At 62.9% G+C, this 19,168-nt stretch carries 13 protein-coding genes and 3 pseudogenes; 9 read left to right on the top strand and 7 right to left on the bottom strand.

Going from position 1 to position 19,168, the window contains the following annotated elements:
• Positions 1-22: 22 nt before the first annotated feature.
• On the bottom strand, positions 23-1,006 hold the full coding sequence (locus tag MHX66_RS09280) for an NUDIX hydrolase (RefSeq protein WP_255717364.1): 984 nt from the start codon (positions 1,004-1,006) through the stop codon (positions 23-25).
• A 175-nt stretch (positions 1,007-1,181) separates the two neighbouring features.
• Here MHX66_RS09280 and MHX66_RS09275 point away from each other — a divergent pair, with 175 nt between their 5' ends.
• The gene (locus tag MHX66_RS09275; RefSeq protein WP_239202488.1) at positions 1,182-2,180 is read left to right on the top strand and encodes an NAD(P)H-dependent glycerol-3-phosphate dehydrogenase; all 999 of its coding nucleotides are present in this window, start codon (positions 1,182-1,184) and stop codon (positions 2,178-2,180) included.
• An 80-nt stretch (positions 2,181-2,260) separates the two neighbouring features.
• Positions 2,261-3,364 (top strand): D-alanine--D-alanine ligase family protein, encoded by a 1,104-nt coding sequence (locus MHX66_RS09270; RefSeq protein ID WP_239202487.1) that lies wholly within the window; start codon positions 2,261-2,263, stop codon positions 3,362-3,364.
• 822 nt (positions 3,365-4,186) lie between these two features.
• Here MHX66_RS09270 and MHX66_RS09265 read toward each other — a convergent pair.
• A complete protein-coding gene (locus tag MHX66_RS09265) occupies positions 4,187-5,467 on the bottom strand; it encodes a DUF3515 domain-containing protein (protein ID WP_239202486.1) in 1,281 nt (426 codons plus the stop codon).
• Positions 5,468-5,528: 61 nt separating this feature from the next.
• On the opposite strand from MHX66_RS09265, the gene MHX66_RS09260 reads away from it, so the two are divergent.
• Positions 5,529-6,503, top strand: a complete 975-nt coding sequence (locus MHX66_RS09260) for a thiamine-phosphate kinase (protein WP_239202485.1) — start codon at positions 5,529-5,531, stop codon at positions 6,501-6,503.
• 32 nt (positions 6,504-6,535) lie between these two features.
• A complete protein-coding gene (locus MHX66_RS09255) occupies positions 6,536-7,249 on the top strand; it encodes a uracil-DNA glycosylase (protein WP_239202483.1) in 714 nt (237 codons plus the stop codon).
• Positions 7,250-7,276: 27 nt separating this feature from the next.
• Here the strand turns inward: MHX66_RS09255 and MHX66_RS09250 are convergent.
• Positions 7,277-8,233, bottom strand: a pseudogene (locus tag MHX66_RS09250) (IS481 family transposase); the annotation flags it as partial.
• A 78-nt stretch (positions 8,234-8,311) separates the two neighbouring features.
• Entirely contained in the window at positions 8,312-9,181 is an 870-nt protein-coding gene (locus MHX66_RS09245) for an NAD(P)H-binding protein (RefSeq protein WP_239202481.1), read from the bottom strand.
• An 84-nt stretch (positions 9,182-9,265) separates the two neighbouring features.
• Between MHX66_RS09245 and MHX66_RS09240 the strand changes: the two genes are divergently transcribed.
• A complete protein-coding gene (locus MHX66_RS09240; RefSeq protein WP_239202479.1) occupies positions 9,266-9,973 on the top strand; it encodes a YafY family protein in 708 nt (235 codons plus the stop codon).
• A gap of 26 nt (positions 9,974-9,999) precedes the next feature.
• Here MHX66_RS09240 and MHX66_RS09235 read toward each other — a convergent pair whose 3' ends face one another.
• Positions 10,000-10,464, bottom strand: coding sequence for a MarR family winged helix-turn-helix transcriptional regulator (locus MHX66_RS09235; protein WP_239202477.1), 465 nt, complete (start codon positions 10,462-10,464; stop codon positions 10,000-10,002).
• Between the two features lie 13 nt (positions 10,465-10,477).
• On the opposite strand from MHX66_RS09235, the gene MHX66_RS09230 reads away from it, so the two are divergent.
• The 3 genes from MHX66_RS09230 to MHX66_RS09220 all read left to right on the top strand — a co-directional run bounded on the left by MHX66_RS09230 (position 10,478) and on the right by MHX66_RS09220 (position 14,809).
• The gene (locus MHX66_RS09230) at positions 10,478-10,978 is read left to right on the top strand and encodes a VOC family protein (RefSeq protein WP_239202475.1); all 501 of its coding nucleotides are present in this window, start codon (positions 10,478-10,480) and stop codon (positions 10,976-10,978) included.
• A 126-nt stretch (positions 10,979-11,104) separates the two neighbouring features.
• The gene (locus MHX66_RS09225) at positions 11,105-12,640 is read left to right on the top strand and encodes a DAK2 domain-containing protein (RefSeq protein ID WP_239202473.1); all 1,536 of its coding nucleotides are present in this window, start codon (positions 11,105-11,107) and stop codon (positions 12,638-12,640) included.
• Positions 12,641-12,643: 3 nt separating this feature from the next.
• Positions 12,644-14,809 (top strand): ATP-dependent DNA helicase RecG, encoded by a 2,166-nt coding sequence (locus MHX66_RS09220; RefSeq protein ID WP_239202471.1) that lies wholly within the window; start codon positions 12,644-12,646, stop codon positions 14,807-14,809.
• On the opposite strand, the pseudogene MHX66_RS09215 reads toward MHX66_RS09220, so the two are convergent.
• A pseudogene (locus MHX66_RS09215) lies at positions 14,806-15,696 on the bottom strand (IS481-like element IS5564 family transposase); the annotation flags it as partial. The gene MHX66_RS09220 and the pseudogene MHX66_RS09215 overlap by 4 nt on opposite strands.
• A 39-nt stretch (positions 15,697-15,735) precedes the next feature.
• Positions 15,736-18,621: a Tn3 family transposase gene (locus tag MHX66_RS09210; protein WP_011116984.1), complete on the bottom strand. Its 2,886-nt coding sequence runs from the start codon at positions 18,619-18,621 to the stop codon at positions 15,736-15,738.
• Between the two features lie 125 nt (positions 18,622-18,746).
• Here MHX66_RS09210 and MHX66_RS09205 point away from each other — a divergent pair.
• Positions 18,747-19,082: pseudogene (locus MHX66_RS09205) on the top strand (recombinase family protein); the annotation flags it as partial.
• Positions 19,083-19,168 lie beyond the last annotated feature (86 nt).

Below are 19,168 nucleotides of genomic sequence, written 5' to 3'. Positions count from 1 at the left end.
CCGGGTGCCGGGGAACTGGTCGCTACTTCACGGATAGCGGGCTGGCCAGGTAATCCAGCCCCAGCAGCTTATCCCCGGCGAAGTGCAGCACCCAGGTGCTGGACTTCTTCACGCGCATATCCTCAATCTCCACGTCGTGCTCGCCCGCGATGCGGGCCAGCACACCCGGGATCACCGTGCCCTGGGCAACAACCATGGACACCGGCGCGGCCGTGGCGGCGTGGAACGCATCCACCGCTGCATCCGAATCGGCAGCCCACCCGGCATCGCCCAGGTTGGCGTCAAAAGTAACTTCCAACCCTAAGTCCTGAGCAATCGGCGCGGCCGTGTGCTCGCAACGCACCGGAACGGCCGAAGAAATCGTCTCCGGGCGGTAGCCCGACAGCTCAGAGACCAGCAGCTCCGCCTGGCGGCGGCCCTTCTTGCTCAAGGGGCGCAGGTCATCGTCGCCGGCCCAACCCTCGCGGGCATGCGCCTTCGCGTGGCGAACGTACAGCACGCGGCGGTCACAACCCAGCTTCAGCACACCCATGGCGGCATCCACGACCTTCAGGTCGGCCTCGTAGCTCAGCAGCTCCTTGGCCTCCTCCGGGGAAACCCAGCGCAGCTCATCGGATTCATCGTTGGGCTCGAACTTGCCGGACAAGTGCTGGGCAGTCCAGTAATAAACCACCTTCGTGCGCGAACCAACCGGGTAGTGGACATAACCCAGAACCCAGCCCAGGCGCACGCTGAATCCGGTCTCCTCCCAGATCTCGCGCATGGCGGTACCCGGCAGATTCTCGCCCGGATCGACCTTGCCCTTCGGCAGCGACCAGTCGTCGTAACGGGGACGGTGGATGATCGCGATCTCCACGTCCGTGGACTCGGGAGAGTTAGGGGTGGAGGCGGCGGCGTCCGAAGAGAAGCGCCAAATAACCGCACCCGCGGCGAAGGTCGGGCGGGCGAACTCCTCGCTGGGGCGGGATCCGATGCGGGTCACGTGGCCCTGATCGTGCCGCGACATGGCCAGGGACGTAGAAAGATCGCCAGTTCCTGTGTGAGTGATCACTTTTAAAGGGATCCCTTTCGATAGACTATTGCCGACAATCGTATAACGAACCCAAAAGTTATACCGAACTCAGCCAGACAAGTAGGCACGCAGTATAGGCGCACAGCGCAAGTGGGAAGGCGACAAGCAGATGGTGCAAGTAGCAGTGATGGGCGCAGGCTCCTGGGGCACGACGGTTGCCAAGGTTTTTGCTGACGCCGGTAACGAGGTCCGCCTCTGGGCGCGCCGCGCCGAAGTCGCCGACGACGTGCGCGACAATCACCGAAACAGCGCCTACCTGGGGGACATCGAACTGCCGGACGCGATGACCGCGACGGCCGACCCAGCCGAAGCACTGAGCGGCGCGGAGATCGTGGTGCTGGGAGTACCGTCGCAGTCGCTGCGCGAAAACCTGCAGAACTGGAAGGGGCTCATCGGCCCGGATGCCTCCTTGGTGAGCCTGGCCAAGGGCATCGAACACTCCAGCGGCCTGCGGATGAGCCAGCTGATCTCCGAGGTCGCGGAAGTGCCCAGCGAGCGCGTTGCCGTGCTGACCGGGCCGAACCTGGCCCGCGAAGTGGCCCAGGGGCAGCCCGCCGCAACCGTTGTGGCCTGCACCGACATGGACCGCGCGAAGCTGATCCAGGCGGCCGTGGCTGCACCGTACTTCCGCCCGTACACCAACACGGACGTCATCGGCTGTGAAATCGCCGGCACTTGCAAGAACATCATCGCCCTGGCGGCGGGCATTGCTGCGGGCATGGGGTTCGGCGACAACACCGCCGCCACCGTCATCACCCGCGGGCTGGCGGAAACGACCCGCCTGGCTCTGAAAGTCGGCGCCGACGCGCGCACCCTCAGCGGGCTGGCGGGCATGGGAGACCTGGTTGCCACGTGTACCTCCAAGCTCTCGCGCAACCGCAGCTTCGGCGAGCGCCTCGGCCAGGGCGAAAGCCTGGAAGAAGCTGCCAAGGCCACCAAGGGACAGGTGGCCGAAGGCGTGGTCAGCAGCCAGTCCGTCTTCGAGCTGGCGGAGAAGGTCGGCGTAGAAATGCCTATCACCGAGGCCGTTGTGGGGGTATGCCACGAAGGTGCGGATGTGCAGCAGATAATGATGGGGCTGCTTGGGCGCAGCAAGAAGGCCGAGTAGACCTAAGCAGACTGGCAGTTCGGTTGAAGGGGCGGGGCGGTGAGGATGTGGCGTCCTAAAAACGGCTAAGGTAAAAAGCCGTGAGTAACGAAGCCAAGAAGCACGCACGCACCACCGTCGCCGTCCTGTACGGCGGCCAGTCGACTGAGCACTCCGTATCCTGCATTAGCGCAGGTGCGGTGATCGACCACCTGGACCCGGAGATTTACGACGTGGTTCCCGTGGGGATCACCGAGGCCGGCGCGTGGGTGCCCGGGACGACCGACACCTCCCAGCTGCGCGCGGACGGGCGGGACATGCCGCGCGTGGAAGACGGGGGCGTGCACGTGCAGCTGACGTTTGGCGGGGCTGGAACTGACGCGGCGGGCGAGATGCGCTACGTGACTGGCCCGCAGGCAGGCGAAGTGTTTGCGCAGGTGGACGTTGTTTTCCCGGTGCTGCACGGCATGAACGGCGAGGACGGCACCGTGCAGGGCGTGCTGGATCTGGCTGGCGTGCGGTACGTCGGCAATGGCGTGCTGGCCTCGGCGGCGGGCATGGACAAGGACTTCACCAAGCGGCTGGCGCGCGAGGCTGGCATCCCGGTGGGCGAGGAGCTGATCCTGTTCCAGCCCCGCGAGCTGACAGCGGAGGAGAAGGAGCGGCTGGGGCTGCCCGTGTTCGTGAAACCGGCGCGCGGCGGATCCAGCATCGGCATCTCCAAGGTGGACAGCTGGGAGGAGTTCGATGCCGCCGTTGACCTGGCCTTTTCCCACGACAACAAGGTGATCGTGGAGGCCATGATCCACGGCGCCGAGGTCGAGTGCGGTGTGCTGCAGCACGCGGATGGCTCGATCGTGTCTTCTGTTCCGGCGATGCTGAACGGCACTGAGGATGGTGCCGAAGGGTTCTATGGTTTCGACGCCAAGTATGTCGACTCCACCGTTTCCGCCACCATTCCGGCGCCGCTACCTGCGGAGACGATCAAGGAGATCCGTCAACTGGCCATTCGCACGTTCAACGCGCTGGGGTGCGACGGCATCGCGCGTGTGGACTTCTTTGCGACGGAAAACGGACCCGTGCTGAACGAGATCAACACGATGCCTGGATTTACGCCCATCTCGATGTATCCGAAGATGTTCGCCGCTGAAGGTGTGAGCTTCGGCGACCTGGTCAGCGCGCTGATCGCCCGCGCCCTGGCCTAGCTGGGTTGCTGGCTCTAGCTCTGATTTAGCTGGGAGTAGCTGCCCGGCTCTGGCTTAGCTGGCTGGGTCTGATTTAGCTGGCTGGCTCTGGCTGGAGCTGGTTTAACTGGGAGTAGCTGCCTGGGGCTTTGCTGGCTGGCTCTGCCGCTGTTGCAGAAGTGAAGGTGATAGACAAATGCGGCTGTAGGGGCGGTTGTTAGTTCCTTTCGGGATGTACATCGGGCGAGCTTCCGGTGCAGATGTCGCTAGAACGGGAATCTGTTATTGATACCAGTTTTCTTTAACCTAAACCTGCAGGTCAGAGACTCGATCTAATTTGCGGGGATTTGGTCGCGGCGACATATTCCCGTTCTAACGACATTTGGTGCCGGGGTGTGCCTATTCTTTCGCCAGCTGCGGGGATGGATTTCTGTTCTGATGACATTGAGGCTGGGATGTGCCCATTACTAGCCGGCACGAGGGGGAAGTGCCGGAATGGCTGCAGATTTTTGGACCGCGGAGAGGAGAAGTGCCGGGATAGCTGCCGTTTTGGGGCCGCGGAGGGCGAAAGTGTCGGAAAAGTTGCAATTTGTTACTGGGACGTATTTTCAATATTGCAAACATGCAGGTCAGGAGCTTTTTGCTTGCGAGGGTGAGAGTAGCGTTTTGACGTTTTGCAACTTTTCCGACATTTGGCACTGACGGCATGGTGTGAGTGAGGTTCCTGTTGCAGGTGGGAAGCGCGGGGCTGCGGATGTGGAGTGTGGGACTGCAGAGGTGGCGTGTGCAGGGCCGCTACTGCTGGACCTGGGCGGGGCGGCTACCGTCGGGGGCGCCAGGCTGCTACTGCTGAGCCGGGGTGGACTGCTTCTCAGTCTGCTTGAGGGAAGAAGAGATTGCGCTGGTCACGGAAGTGATGACCTTGTCGCCGGCGGATTGCGGCATCGCCAGCCCCACAATCTGCTCCCGGCCCAGGGCATACCAGTGGCCCATCGTCGACCCGCGGGAAAGCGAGGGGTCGGAGAACCACGGAACGTCATCTACCTGGGTTAGGTTGGCTCCCGGCTCATAGGCCTCAGGCATCTCCAGGCCACAGCGAATGACCACCGGCTCATGCCCTTCGGCCAGGTAAGTCGCCGAGCCGCTGGGAGCCTTGTCGAACACCGACTCGTCCACACCCTCGGGCAGCGCATCGGGGTTCTTCACCTTGGAGCCACCATCAGATGCAGCGCCGTTGGACTTCCCGTTGCCGGATTTGTCGTCGCCGGTATTCCCACCAGACTTGCTACCGGTCGAAATGTGAACCAGGCGCCAATCGCCCAGCGAATCCGGCAGAGATTCCAGGAACTTGCGGCACGCTGGGGACTCGGTCGCGCCACCGGATGTGCCAGCCTCGCCGGAGCCACCGGAATCACCGGATGTGCCAGCCTCGCCGGAGCCACCGGAGCCACCGGAGCCACCGGAGCCGCCAGCGCCGCCAGCCTCGCCAGTCTCGCCAGTCTCGCCAGAGCCACCGGATGCGCCAGCGCCGCCGGAACCACCGGTGCCGCCGGCCACCGGAGCCTCGGACAGTGGGTAGGGGGCGGGCTTTGCTGGAGAGTTGGCGTCATAAAGAGAAGAAAGAGTAGAACCAACCCCCTCGAGCGCGCTGCCCACGTCGGAAGAAGCCGTCACCGCGACCGCGGGCGAACCCCCGACCGCGTACCAAGTACGCAGGTCAGAGCCCGGGGTGGCATCGGAAACGGCGGTCCAGCGTGCATCGCCAGAAGTAAACACCGGCGATAGCACTGTGTACTGATCCGGCACATTCACCCCGCAGCGCACAGACAGCTCCGCGCCCGAAGAATCACGATAAGCCGCGGCCCCATCTGGCGCTGGATCCCGCACCTCCACGGAGCGGAATCGATCTAAGTCCCGCGGCAGTGCCGCCACGAAATCGGCACACACCTGCGACGATGCCTCCGGCGCATCCACCGGCCCCATCGCCACCGGAGCGTAGACCTTCTTATCCATCGTGATCTTCGCCGCCACGATCACCACAACAATCAGCAAAATAGCCAGCACCGTCGACAACACCAGAAGGTACCGCGGGGTGGACACGGGAGAGGTGGAATCGTCACTCATAGCGCACCATCTTAATTAGACTTGTCGCGGTACCCCAAGCATCACTCGACTGAAAGGCCGCATGCGTACTTCACTCACCGTCGCCGAGGCCGGCGAGGCCGCCACCATCGCGGCGATCCGCCAGGCTGCACCGAGTTCTCTTAATGGTGATGACGCCGCAGTGTTGGAGCCCACAGGCACCAATTCACGGCACGTGTGCTCGACGGACATTCTCGTTCAGGACCGGCACTTCACCTTCGACTACTCGACTCCGTGGGAGGTCGGGGTGAAAGCTGTGACGCAGAACTTCGCGGACATTCAGGCGATGGGCGCCAGGCCGACGGCGATCCTGATGGCGATCGCCACGCCGGGGGATTTGCCGCTGCAGACGGTGGCGGATATTGCGCGCGGCATTGACGAGGGAGCCTCCCCGTGGGCGGCGGAGCTGGTCGGCGGGGACGTTGTGACCAGCAAAGACTTGGTCATTTCCATCACCGCCTTGGGTGAGATCTCCGGGCCTGCTGCAGCACTGACCTTGGACGGCGCGGGCGTGGGGCAGCGGATTATCGCCAGCGGGCCGATCGGTTACAGCGCGGCGGGCCTGGCGATCCTGCGCCACTACGGCTCGCGCAAGGCGATCCCGGCGGACGATCCGATTCTCAACGAGCTGGCGGATTGGCACTGCGCCCCGCGTCTGGAGCCAGGCCGCGGCTCTGTTGCGCGTGCGACGGGGGCAAGCGCTATGACAGATAATTCCGATGGCTTGATCGTGGACCTGTGTGCCATCGCGGAGCGCTCCGGGGTGTGCCTGGATTTGGATGGGGCGGCGCTGGTACCCGATGAGAAGCTGCGGCATGCAGCTCAGATGACTGGCAAGAATCCTCTGGAGTGGATCTACACCGGCGGTGAGGACCATACTCTCCTTGGAACTACGGACGCCCGCATGCCCAGCGGCTACCGCCGCATCGGGACTGTGCGTAGCCTTTCGGATGAGGGAGACTATGTGTTGGTCGACGGCGGGCGCCCGCCGTTTACGTCCGGCTGGCAGTCGGTGTAGTTGAGACGGCACAACAAGGCGAGGGAGCAGGCGTGAATTCTGTACGGGAGCAGGCGCACCAGCTGATCGAGCGGATCCACCCGGCGTGGTATCTGCCGGGGCTGCAGTCGGTGCTGGAGGGCGCGCTGGCTGAGGGGCACCAGGTGGCCCAGCAGGCGCGGGGGCAGCAGGTGCAGGCGGGACAACGAGCGCAGATCCTGCCCGCGCCAGAAAAAATTTTGCGGGCTTTCGAGGCCGACCCCACGCAGGTGAAAGTGCTGATCGTCGGCCAGGATCCGTACCCGACCCCTGGGCACTCCGTGGGGCTGGCGTTCTCCGCGGAGCTTCCCGCGGGCGAGCCGCTGCCGAAGTCGCTGAAGAATATTTACACCGAGTACGCAGATGACCTCGGCCTGCCAGCCCCCACCAGCGGGGATCTTTCTCCGTGGGCCGGCCGCGGGGTGCTGTTGCTTAACCGCGTGCTCACCGTCCAGGCGGGGAACGCCGGTAGCCACCGCGGCCGCGGCTGGGAGGCCATCACCGAGGCCGCCGTCCGCCAAGTCGCCGCCAACCCGCACTTCGCCGCGATCCTGTGGGGTAAGCAAGCTCAGCAGCTGGCGCCGCTCATCGGCGCGGAGCGCTGCGTGATATCCCCGCATCCCTCGCCGCTGTCCGCCTATCGAGGCTTCTTCGGTTCGCGTCCCTTCAGCAGGGCAAATGCGATCCTGGAGGCATCGGGTGGCGCCCCGGTCGACTGGCGGCTTTAGCTGTACTGGCTGGGGACGTTGATAAGTCTTGAGAACGGGGGGCTGGTTGTTGCAAGCGGTGTGCGGCCGGTGCTGGTTGTAGTGGTGCAGCCACGGCAGTAGAGCGTCTCGGCGTTGCTGCTCGCTGGTGTAGCAGCGAGCGTACGCCCAGCCGTCGGCCATGGTGCGATGGAAGCGCTCGACCTTGCCGTTGGTCTGAGGCCGGTAAGGGCGCGTGTGCTTCGGCATGGTCGAGAGAGCTTCGCAGGTGCTGTGCCACAGGTTGGACCGATAAGCACCTCCATTGTCCGAAAGCACTCTCTCTATGGTGACGCCGTGCTTGGCGAACCACTCCACCGCGCGGCACAGCACACCGACTGAGGTCGCAGCTGTTTCGTCATCGTGGACCTCGGTGAAGGCGACGCGGGAATGGTCGTCAAGGACGGTGTGAACGAACGAGTATCCGAGCTTTGGACTACCGTAGGCACTGAGTGACTTGCCCGGTGTTGCGGCGCGATGCTTCTCGCCATGGCGACGACCGACGTAGCGCCAGCCGCCACCGTCAGGGATGTTTCCGAGTTTCTTCACGTCGACATGTACGAGTGACCCCGGGAGGTCGTGCTCGTACCGCCTAACCGGCTCATCCGTAGCTCGATCGGTTTACGAGAGGCGATTGAGACCCGCCGAGCGCAGGATACGGTGAACCGTCGATGGGGCAACGTGGAGCCGGCCGGCGAGCCGAACGGGTCCTTCTCTCAACCGCATCCGCAGGCTCACGCACCGCTTCACCACATCCTTGCTCGTCCTTTTCGGTGACGACTTCGGCCGAGAGGATCGATCGTGCATGGGCTCACCGGCACGGTAACGGTCGACCCATCTCTTCACGGTCGGCCATGTCACCTGGAAACGAGCAGCGACCTCACTGATCGGCCATCCTTCGTGCACCACGAGACGAGTGGCTTTGAATCGGTGACGCGGCGCCAAGGCCGCGTTAGCTTGTGGCATTCGATCTCCTGGAATTAAGCAGGCGGCCCTATATGGGATTGCCTGTCGATGGCAATTTCCCCTGCACGTTCAATCTCTTCAGAGAACGGGGATGAGCTCCTCATGGAGCCAACCACGCAGATGCGTCGACGTGGTGGTCAGCGGGGTGCGATTCTGCTCGGGGATGAAGCCCTCACGTAGACCGGTGGACATCTCAAGGATTGCCTCGGCCATGTCCGGTGGCATCCCTACCTGGAGATACTGTTCACGCATCTGGGCATCGCTGATCTGCTCGACTCGGACCTCCCGGTCGAGCTCTTCTGAAAGGATTGTCGCGACCTGGGACCATGTCAGGTCCTCAGGGCCGTGAACTGCCTGGACATGGCGTCCGCTCCAGTTGCGATTCAGCAAGATGAGCGCTGCTACCTCAGCAATATCTCGCGGGGCTACCCAGCTCATCGGAAAGTTGGGTGGCAGTACGGTCTGGAGGTGCCCCGTTCTGATCGACGCCAGGTCCAACAGCAGATTAGTGAAGAAGAACCCGCAGCGAAGGTGAGTGACGTCCACGTCACAGGCATCGAGAGCGACTTCCGTCTCGGCCAGGCCATCGATTTCACCGGCACCGTGACGCTTTTCCGCGCCAACGCTGCTCTGGAAAACAACCCGTCCGATCCGGTTCGCCTCAACTGCGGCGACGATTGACTCCGTCGCACGCCGGTAGTCTGCCAGAGGAGCCGACGAGGTGGTTGGGGGATCGACCCAATAGATCGCATCTATACCAGCGGTGGCTGAAACGATCTGGTCAGGGTCGAACGAGTCTGCTTTTACCACGTCCGCATACTCCGCAACGGAGGTCGAGATTTTCTCCGGGTGGCGGGTGAGTAACAGCGGTCTGACTCCGGCTCGGATGAGCATGCGCGTCAAGTGTTGACCAACGTTCCCCTGCGGAGTCGTGATGGCGATCGTCATGATGATTCCTCTCTTCCGTTCGTGCTTCCACTCTAGAGGCAGATCCGGCCTGATCCTGTCCGCAATTTCTGGAACCATGGAGACATGGACACTCCATCGACGCGATCACTCAAGTTGCTGGCGCTGCTCCAGTCAGGAGGACAATGGGGTGGTCGCGAGCTGGCAGATAAGCTGCAGGTCAGCGAACGAACCGTGCGTCGGGATGCCATGCGGCTGCGCGACCTGGGTTACGACGTTCGCTCCCGCCCGGGCCCCGGCGGCACTTACGCTCTTCGGCCGGGTATGAAGATTCCGCCGTTGCTGCTGACAGCGGACGAGGTCACGACGATCATCACGAGCCTGTTGGTTCTCGAAGCGTGGTCGCCCGACGACGCCACCGCTGTGACAGCACGCGCCAAGCTCGAGCAAGTCCTGCCCAAAAAGCTGAAACAGAGGGCTGCGGCGGTGGCCCTGTCGACACAAGTCTCTCGGGAACCTCCAGCGTCCGTGGATTGGAATCTCGTGGGCACGATCGCCGACGCCATCGCGACAAGTTCGCGGGTCACCTTCGGCTACACCGACCAGCATGGTCGTCGTTCGCACCGGACCATCGAACCGTATCGACACTTCCTGCGCCAGCAACGCTGGTACCTCATTGCCTACGACCTCATGCGCGAGGACTGGCGCATCTTCCGCCTCGACCGCGTAGAGGATGTGGCAACCTTCCCTGGACCTCATGACCCGCCAATATTCCCGTGGCACTCGATCGAGGACTGGCTGACAAGCGACTTCGGAGCCACCTACGAACACTGAACTAATGTCTCCGGTCAGTACATTTATCAACGATGGCCGGGTCCGTTCGTTGCTTTGTCGGATTGTGCAGCCTCGAGTTTTCCGAGGAGTTCTTCCAAGTTGGTCAACTCTCTATGGGTGAGTCCCTGGAAAAATGAGTCACGTCCTTGACGCAGGGCAGGCTGAACATCGTCCCACCACTGCTGGCCAGCGGGTGTCAAACAGAGGAGTCGTGATCTCGCATCGGCGGGGTTTGATCGAGCTTGAACCCACCCCACCGCCGTGAGCTTTTTGATTGTGGCGCCGATGTTTCGCGGGTCAACGGCTGTAACCATTGCTACGTCGTTTTGTGTTCGTTCGCCTTCCGCGATCGCCGCCATGGCTGTGAACTGCGTGGTGGTAATTCCCTGCTCTGTGAGGAGAGCTGCCCATGCTCTCTCGGCACGGCGTCCAAGTGTGGCCAACAGGAAACTAGCGCCTTGGCGGTACTTGACTTTGCTTGAATTATTCATATTTTATGTATACATGACTTCGTTGAAAATCCCGACTGGACACAACACCATAAACCCCTTCGCCATCGTCCCCGACTCCGTGAGCTTCATCCACTTCGTGGAAACAGTTTTCGATGGTCGAGAAGCAGCGCATGTTCGCACGCCGGATCGAGATGGTTCGATCATCCATGCGGAAGTAATGGTTGGAGATGCCACCATCATGCTTTGTGATCGAAAGCAAGATTGGCCGTTCACGCCAGCCCTCCTGCAGGTCTACGTTCCTGACGCCCAGGCGTGCCTCGATAGGGCTGTAAAGGAAGGAGGCCGCGTCGTTACTCCAATTAGCGATTTCTACGGTGGCTATCGTCTCGCAAGACTTCTTGATCCGTGGCAAAACCTCTGGTGGCTCTACGAGCCGACGGCTCAACCGCAAAACCAGGACGAGCGCGACAGTGACACCGAGTGGCACGATAGCGAGCCGAGTGCCGTCTACAGCACTCTCATGGAGACTATGTGCTCTATGGGTGAACGATAAACAAGTCAACCCCCCACCTGGATTCGCGTTGGATGCGGGAGATCTACATCACTGGCACGGAAGGAATAACGCGCCGCGATCCCGCAAACCGCACTGCTGTCTGGCTGGTTCGCTAGGGTAGTGGGAGTGAAATCTAGCAAGGCAGAGGCGCAACCGGTGGCAGAAGCACAACCGGCGAATCAGGCGCCCACTCAGCTCGACGCGCGCGTCGTCGCCCAGTGGGCTCGCCTCTCGGCCAGCCGGCTGCGCGAGCAGAGCCAGGCGATCAACGCCCTGAATGTCTTCCCGATCCCGGATTCCGATACCGGTTCCAACATGGCGCACACCATGACCACCGCAGTCTCGACGGTCGACGCGCTGGAGGAAGGCGCAAGCCTCCCCGAGGTCACCATCGCCCTGGCCACCGGCGCGGTTCGTGGCGCCCGTGGAAACTCCGGCCTGGTGCTCAGCCAGGTGATGCGCGCCCTCGCCGAGGCGGCCTCGCAGGGACACATCGACGGCCCCGCCGTGGCGGACACGCTCTCGCAGTCTGTGGGCTTCGTCCGCACCGCAATCTCCACGCCTGTCGAGGGCACCGTCATCAGCGTGCTCGATGCCGCCGCCACCGCCGCTCACGAGGCCGAGCCGAACCTCGCGGACGTCGCCACCCGCGCCCTCCACGCCGCCGAGGAAGCCCTGGCCAACACCCCCAACCAGCTGCCCGTCCTCGCCGAAGCGGGGGTCGTGGACGCAGGCGGCCAGGGCCTCGTGGTGATCCTGCAGGCCCTGGTTGATGTTCTGGACGGTGCGGGTCTTATTGAGGACGCCCCCACGCCCGACCACGAACGAACCCAGCAAGAGGTCGAGGTGATGTTCTTCTTCGAGGGGAACCTGGATGCCCTGCGGGAGCTGCTGGAAGCCCACGGCAATTCGGTGATCGTCGGACCCCTGAGTCCGGAATCCGGCACCGCGCACGTGCACACCAACCGCGCCGGCGAGGTCATCGAAAAGGCCTTCGCCCTGGGAACCGTCACCGACCTGCGTATCGAGGTTCTGCCCGCCGACGGGGAAGCCGCCGACAGCGGAAAGCCAAGCACACCAGCCCCCGCGAGCAACCAGGCGCGGGCGGAAGACAAAGGGCCGTTCATCGTGGCGCTCACGCCCACCGGCGGCGTCGCGCGACTTTTCGAGGCTGCGGGGGCGGTGGCGGTGGCGTCACCAAACAACAAAACCCTGGGTGAAGCAGTGCAGGAACTGGGCGAAGGGCCGGTTGCCGTGTTGACCAACGGGCAGGACGTTGCCGCGCTGCAGGGGTTAGACGGGACGCGAGAGGTCGACATCATCGATACGAAATCGCTGGTCGGCGGGCTGGCGGCGCTGGCGGTGAACGATCCCAGCGTGGACTGGGACGACAATGTCGAGGAAATGATCGACGCGGTAGAGGCGCAACGCTTCGCCACGTGCCCGCCCGACACCATGGTCGATACCCTCAGCACCATGTTGGCCGACGGTGGCGAGCTGGTGACCCTGCTGTGGAGCGACCCGGCGACTGACCAGGCCGCCATCGATGGGCTGAAAGCAACCTTCGCCGAGCTATACCCGGACGTGCAGATCGACGACCATCACATCGAACTTCAAGGCAACGATTACGACCCGTGCCTGGTGCAGATCGGGGTGGAGTAGCCCATGCTGGGGTGGCAGGACTCGCGCCCACTATCGGTTGCGATCTCCAACGACCGCGCGAAGCGGCTGGCCGACAAGCCCGGCATCAAAACCATCGCCGATGCAGTGCTGAACTTCCCCGTCACCTACGCGCGGCTCGGCTCGCCGCAGGGGCTGGACGAGCTGCGAGTCGGGGAGAAGTACACCTGTGCCGGGGAGATCCTCAGCGTGGGGGAGAAAGACAACCACTCCGGGCGTGGGCCCAGAAAATTTTTGACGTTTACCTTCACCGACGGTGTGCGGAGCTTCCGCTCCGCGTTGTTCGGGAATGTGGCCTACCACCGAAAGCGCATCAAGCGGGGCTCGATGATGCTGTTGCACGGCAAGCTCTCCGAGTTCAACGGCCAGTGGGAGCTGAAAAACCCCAGCTACGTATCCATCCTGCCCGCCCTGGATGCGGAGTTCGGCATGTTCGGGCCACTGAAGACGATTGTGGACGTCATGGGCTCCGAGACCGCCGCCCAGGAGCTGCTGGCCAAGCCGTGGATGGCCGGATACAAGCGCCGCCCCGGCACTTCCACCGCAGAAATGCTGGGAGTGATGGACCACGTACTGCGGGTCATGGACGAACCCGGTGAGTTCCTGCCACTCCCGCGCCGCAACCCCGGCGCGCCCGCCTGGCCCACGGATGGAAAGGGCCGCCCGCTGATTAGCTTCGCCGACGCACTACGGCACATCCACCAGCCGAGCGAAGCCGGCCCCGAACCCGCTCGGCGCAGGCTGAAGTTCAACGAGGCGCTCGAGCTGCAGTTGGTCATGGCTCTACGGCGCAATGACGCCACCAAGCGCACCGGCATGGCGCTCGCGCCGGGCGAAAACGTGGAAAAGCTGATCGCAGGGCTGCCCTTCGACCTCAGCGCGGGGCAGAAGATGGCGCTGGAGGACATCGGCTCCCGCCTGGGCGGAACCACCCCGGCGAACCTGCTGCTGCACGGTGAGGTCGGCTCCGGCAAGACGATGGTGGCGTTGATCAGCATGCTCTGGGCCGTGGACTCCGGCTATCAGTGCGTTTTCATCGCGCCGACGGAAATCCTGGCGGTGCAGCACGCCCGCAGTCTGGTGAAGATGCTGGAGAACACCGACGTGCGAGTATCCGTACTGGTCGGCAGTCAGAAGCAGGCAGAGAAGCAGCGCACGCTCCTGGACCTGGTCTCCGGCCAGACCGACATTGTGGTCGGCACGCACGCGGTGATCCAGGACTCGGTGGAGTTCTACCGTCTGGGCATGGTGATCGTCGACGAGCAGCACCGCTTCGGCGTGCAGCAGCGCAACAAGCTGCGGGAATCCGCGCCGGTGGATGCCACCCCACACATGATGGTCATGACCGCCACCCCGATCCCGCGATCTGTGGGCATGACGATGTTCGGAGACCTGACGCCCATCACGCTGGTCGGCAAGCCCGGCGGACGCGGGGCGATCGAAACAGTGGTGGTACCCGCCGACAAATACCGCTGGGTGCGGCGCGCCTGGGAGCGCATGGGCGAGGAGATCAAGGCCGGCGGCCAGGCCTACGTGGTAGCGCCCCGCATCGAGGGTCGCTCTGGTGTGGAGGAATGGTGTGAGCGGATCGCCACCGAGGAACTGCCCGGCTGCCGAGTGGCGATGCTGCACGGCAAGATGGACCCCGCCGACAAGGACCAGGTGATGCAGGACTTCGCCGCCGGGAAGATCGACGTGCTGGTCGCCACCACCGTCATCGAGGTCGGCGTGGACGTACCCAACGCCTCCATGATGATGATCCTGAAGGCAGAGAACTTCGGCTTCTCCCAGCTCCACCAACTGCGCGGGCGCATCGGCCGCGGGCGCCGGGACTCGCTGTGCCTGCTGCACACCACCGCCGCGCCGGATAGCCCCTCCTTCCACCGCCTGCAGGTGGTGGCGCAAAGCAACGACGGATTCCGCCTGGCGGAGGAAGACCTGAAGATGCGCACCGAAGGAGACATCCTGGGCCAGGACCAGTCGGGGCGGTCGGCGCGAAGGGCGTCACTACTAGACCTCAGCACCGACGGCGAGATCATCGAATCGGCGCGCGACTACGCAGAAGCGCTGGTGGCCTACGACGAACAGCTGGCGCGCTCGCTGGTGGTGGACATCGAGATCGACGACCAGGACTACATCGAGAAGAGCTAGGTGTGATGTCCAGGGACGTTGTTGAGTCGGTCGAAGGGTACGCCGCCAATCGCAGAGTGGTGTCGGTGGTGGTTGTAGAAGTGGAGCCAGCCGGGCAGCGCCAGGCGTCGTTCGGCCTCTGAACCGTAAAACCTGGCATAGGCCCAGCCGTCCCCGAGCGTGCGGTGGAATCGCTCGATCTTCCCGTTCGTCTGCGGCCGGTAGGGGCGTGTCCGCTTGTGTCGGATGCCGAGCCGAGCGCAGAAGTCCCTCCATGCGTGGGATCTGTATGCCGACCCGTTGTCGGATAGGACTCGCTCGACGGTCACGCCTCGTTCGGCGAACCAGGCCACGGCGCGTTCGAGAACTCCCACCGCTGTGCTCGCCTGCTCATCCGACCAGATTTCTGCGTATGCGACGCGGGAGTGGTCGTCGATGACTGTGTGAACGAACGCCGTCCCGGTGCGCGGCTTGTGATCTTTTCCTCGTGGTAATCCCGGAGTCGCGAGCTTGTTCCGTGCGCCTTGCTGCCGACCTACGTAACGATGTCCACCGCCGTCGGGGATGTTGCCGAACTTCGTGACATCGACATGAATCAACGATCCCGGATGAGGATGCTCATATCGCCGCAATGGCTCGCCAGTGACACGATCGATATGCGAGAGGCGGTTCACGCGGCAACGGACGAGGACCGCGTGAACAGTCGACGTCGAGAGACCAAGTCGCGCAGCGATCTGGGCTGGCCCCAGTCGAAGCCGCCAGCGCAGGTTGATGATCTTCTTCTTGACATGCTCGGGCGTCCTGCCTGGGATCCGGTGCGGCTTGCTGGAGCGATCCTGCATCCCAAACTCACCCTCTTCCCGGTAGCGGCCTGCCCATTTCCGGGCAGTGATCGGGGAGACCATGAACATCTTGGGGTCGTTTGCGGGAGGGGGCGGAATCCTACGCTAAGGCTTTGGCCAGCGATATTCTCCGGTGAGATTGATGTGTTCCCATCCGAGCGGCGAAACATGGGCCAAGAGATCGGGCGATAGCAGCTTTCCATCGCGTTTCTGGTTTGCAACGACCTCGCCGAGCTTCATGGTGTTCCAGAAGATGATGATGGCGGCGAGCAGATTCATGCCGGCGATGCGGTAATGCTGGCCTTCGGCGGAACGGTCGCGGATTTCACCGCGGCGGTGGAAGCTGATTGCCCGCTTCAGCGCATGATGAGCTTCGCCTTTGTTGAGCCCGATCTGGGCACGCCGTTGGAGTTCGGCATCCAGAATCCAGTCGATCATGAACAGGGTGCGCTCGACGCGACCGACTTCCCGCAGGGCTGTCGCGAGCTCGTTCTGCCGCGGATAGGAGGCGAGTTTCCGCAGAATCTGGCTTGGCGCGACGGTCCCGGCAGCAATGGTGGCGGCGATGCGCAGGATGTCGGGCCAATTGCGCTCGATCATGGCTTGGTTGACCTTTCCGCCGATCAACGCTCGCAGGTGCGCCGGGGCGGCCGACGGATTGAACGCGTAGAGCCGTTTGGATGGCAGGTCGCGGATGCGCGGAGCGAACCGGTAGCCGAGAATGGCACATGCGGCAAAGACGTGATCGGTGAAGCCGCCCGTGTCGGTGAACTGCTCGCGGATATGGCGTCCAGCATCGTTCATCAGCAGGCCATCGAGGATGTAAGGCGCTTCGCTTGCCGTTGCAGGAATCACCTGGGTTGCGAACGGCGCATATTGGTCGGAGACGTGGCTATAGGCTTTCAGGCCCGGGGTATTGCCATATTTCGCGTTGACCAGGTTCATGGCCTCACCTTGCTCTGTAGCGACGAAGAACTGTCCGTCGCTCGAAGCCGACGTGCCCATGCCCCAGAACCGGGCCATGGGTAACGCTGCCTGTGCCTCGACCACCATGGCCAGCGCCCGGTCATAGGCTTCGCCCTCGACATGCCACCGTCCAATGCGGATCAATTCCCAGAAGGTGTGGGTGTTTGTCGCATCCGCCATTTTGCGCAAGCCGAGGTTGATCCCTTCCGCCAAGATAACGTTCATTAGCCCGATCCGGTCAGCGCAGGGTGCTCCTGTGCGCAGATGGGTGAACGCTTCGGTGAAGCCGGTCGCCGCATCCACCTCCAGCAGGAGATCGGTGATGCGCGTGGGCGGGATCTGCTTGTAGAGATCGAGCACCAGATCTTCGGCGCCTGTCGGCGCGGCGGCTTCGAGTTTCTCGATATGCAGAACGCCGTTTTCAATCGACCCGCCCGGGATCGTGCCTGCGCGAGCGGCACGGCCAAGCTCGCGCAACCGCATGTCGAGGCGAGCTTGCCGGTCTGCCAGCCATTCCTCCGGCCGCAATGGCACAGCGAGACGACCGCCTTCCGCGATGGCTTGTGCCGGAACGAGTGCGTGTTTCAGATCGCCATAGCGCCGGGACCTAGTAAGCCAGACATCTCCGGAGCGGAACGCATCGCGCAGATGGAACAGCACCGCGATCTCCCATAGGCGAGCGTCGCCAGCCCTCTGGGCCCGAAGGTGGCGATGCCATTTCGAGCTGGGCCGCAAGAAGCTGGTCATCGCGGCATCGTTCAAACCGGTACGAAGGGCCGTCACCGCTTCCAGAAGCGGCAGTGCAACGGGCGCAGCTCGCAGATCGAGCAGGCGCAACATGCGTGGAGCGTATCGGCGGAAGCGGTGATAACCGTCGAGCACATGATTGAGCGGATCGTCGGCCATGGTGGCGGTCAGCCTGGTTGCCATTGCAACAAGGGTTTTTAAGCCGTCCCACCCTGACCCACTCGCGATGACATCGCCCAGCGGCTGGCCATCATCCTGTGCATCGACCAGGGCGCCCCCGATCTCGGCGAAGGATTTCAGGGTGTCACGCACCACCCCCGCTTCGTCTGCGACCTTTGCATGGCAAATACGCTCCGAAGCACGGTAGAGACGGCCGACGATCCGGTCGTGGGTTTCGACCACTGCGTCGGCCAACATCGCCTGCCATTCCGAGACGCAAACAGCCAAGATCGCAAGCCGCCTGTCCTCCGGGAGATCGCGCATGCCGTCGGCATAATACCGTTCACCCTGCCTGCGCAGACGAGTCACCCGATGGGCAGGAACGCCGGCAAGCAGATCCTCGGGGAGATCGACGCGTTGCAGATATTCGAGCCGGTCGAGCAGCCGGTTGGCCGACGAAGAGTTCGAGCCAGGCTCGAACTGGCGCAGCCACACAAAACGGGTCACCCGATCATCAGCCGTCTCCTCGAGCAATGCCAGCAACTGTTCTCGGATCGACATAGGCAGCCGACTGGCGATCCTCGTCTCGATGCGTCGCTCGGCATCGACGAGAGCCGCGGCACAAAGCCGCTCGATCGTGGATGTCGCGGGAAGGACAGTGCGGGTGCGTCGGCACTCGGCTACGAAGCGACGGGCGATATCCTCGTTCGACACCGCCATCTCGGCTTCTCGGAACAACCATTCCTTCAGCTCGCTCGCACCACGTCCGGAGAAGGTGCGGAAGCCGTAGAGCCCCCGTAACTCGGCAAGATGCTCGTGCCGTGTTTCCTCGCGGGCAGCATAGTCTACGAGATCGTCGGCACCCAGGCCAAGCTGCGCTCCGATAAATTCGATGACCTCTGCAGGGATCAGTTCGCCTGGAGCCAGCACCCGGCCGGGATAGCGCAGGACACACAATTGCAGGGCGAAGCCGAACCTGTTGTGAGCGCGCCGACGCAGCCTGATATGCCCAAAGTCTTCATCACTCAGCGTATAGTGCTTGAGCAAATCCGTCTGTGAAGTCGGCAAGCGCAACAGCGCGTCTTTCTGCCGATCGGTTAGAGTGACGCGACGCGGCATACATGTTCCTTTTTCAAAATCTGATAGCGTTCAAGACGCTTTGTTTATGAAGCTGGTTGAGATACATTTCCAGAGGTCAATGCAATCGTGGCCGAAGCGCCGCCTCAAACCAACGTTTGTGATACATGCTGATCGGATATGCCCGCGTCTCCAAAGCCGATGGCTCGCAGTCTCTCGACCTGCAGCACGACGCCTTGCGCGCCGCAGGTGTCGAACGGGACAATATCTATGATGATCTTGCTTCCGGCGGTCGTGATGATCGCCCTGGCTTGACTGCCTGCCTCAAGTCATTGCGTGACGGCGATGTGCTGGTGGTCTGGAAGCTCGATCGCCTCGGACGATCGCTTGCCCATCTGGTCAACACGGTGAAGGAGCTGTCAGACCGCAAGATCGGCCTGCGGGTTCTGACTGGAAAGGGCGCTCAGAGGCACTGTTGCAAAGTTAGCGATGAGGCAGCCTTTTGTCTTATTCAAAGGCCTTACATTTCAAAAACTCTGCTTACCAGGCGCATTTCGCCCAGGGGATCACCATAATAAAATGCTGAGGC

It is taken from the genome of Corynebacterium sp. ACRPH, assembly GCF_022347285.1.
Taxonomy (GTDB): domain Bacteria; phylum Actinomycetota; class Actinomycetes; order Mycobacteriales; family Mycobacteriaceae; genus Corynebacterium.
Note: the sequence above shows the minus strand (reverse complement) of the source record. Positions and strands in the feature narration are given on the sequence as shown.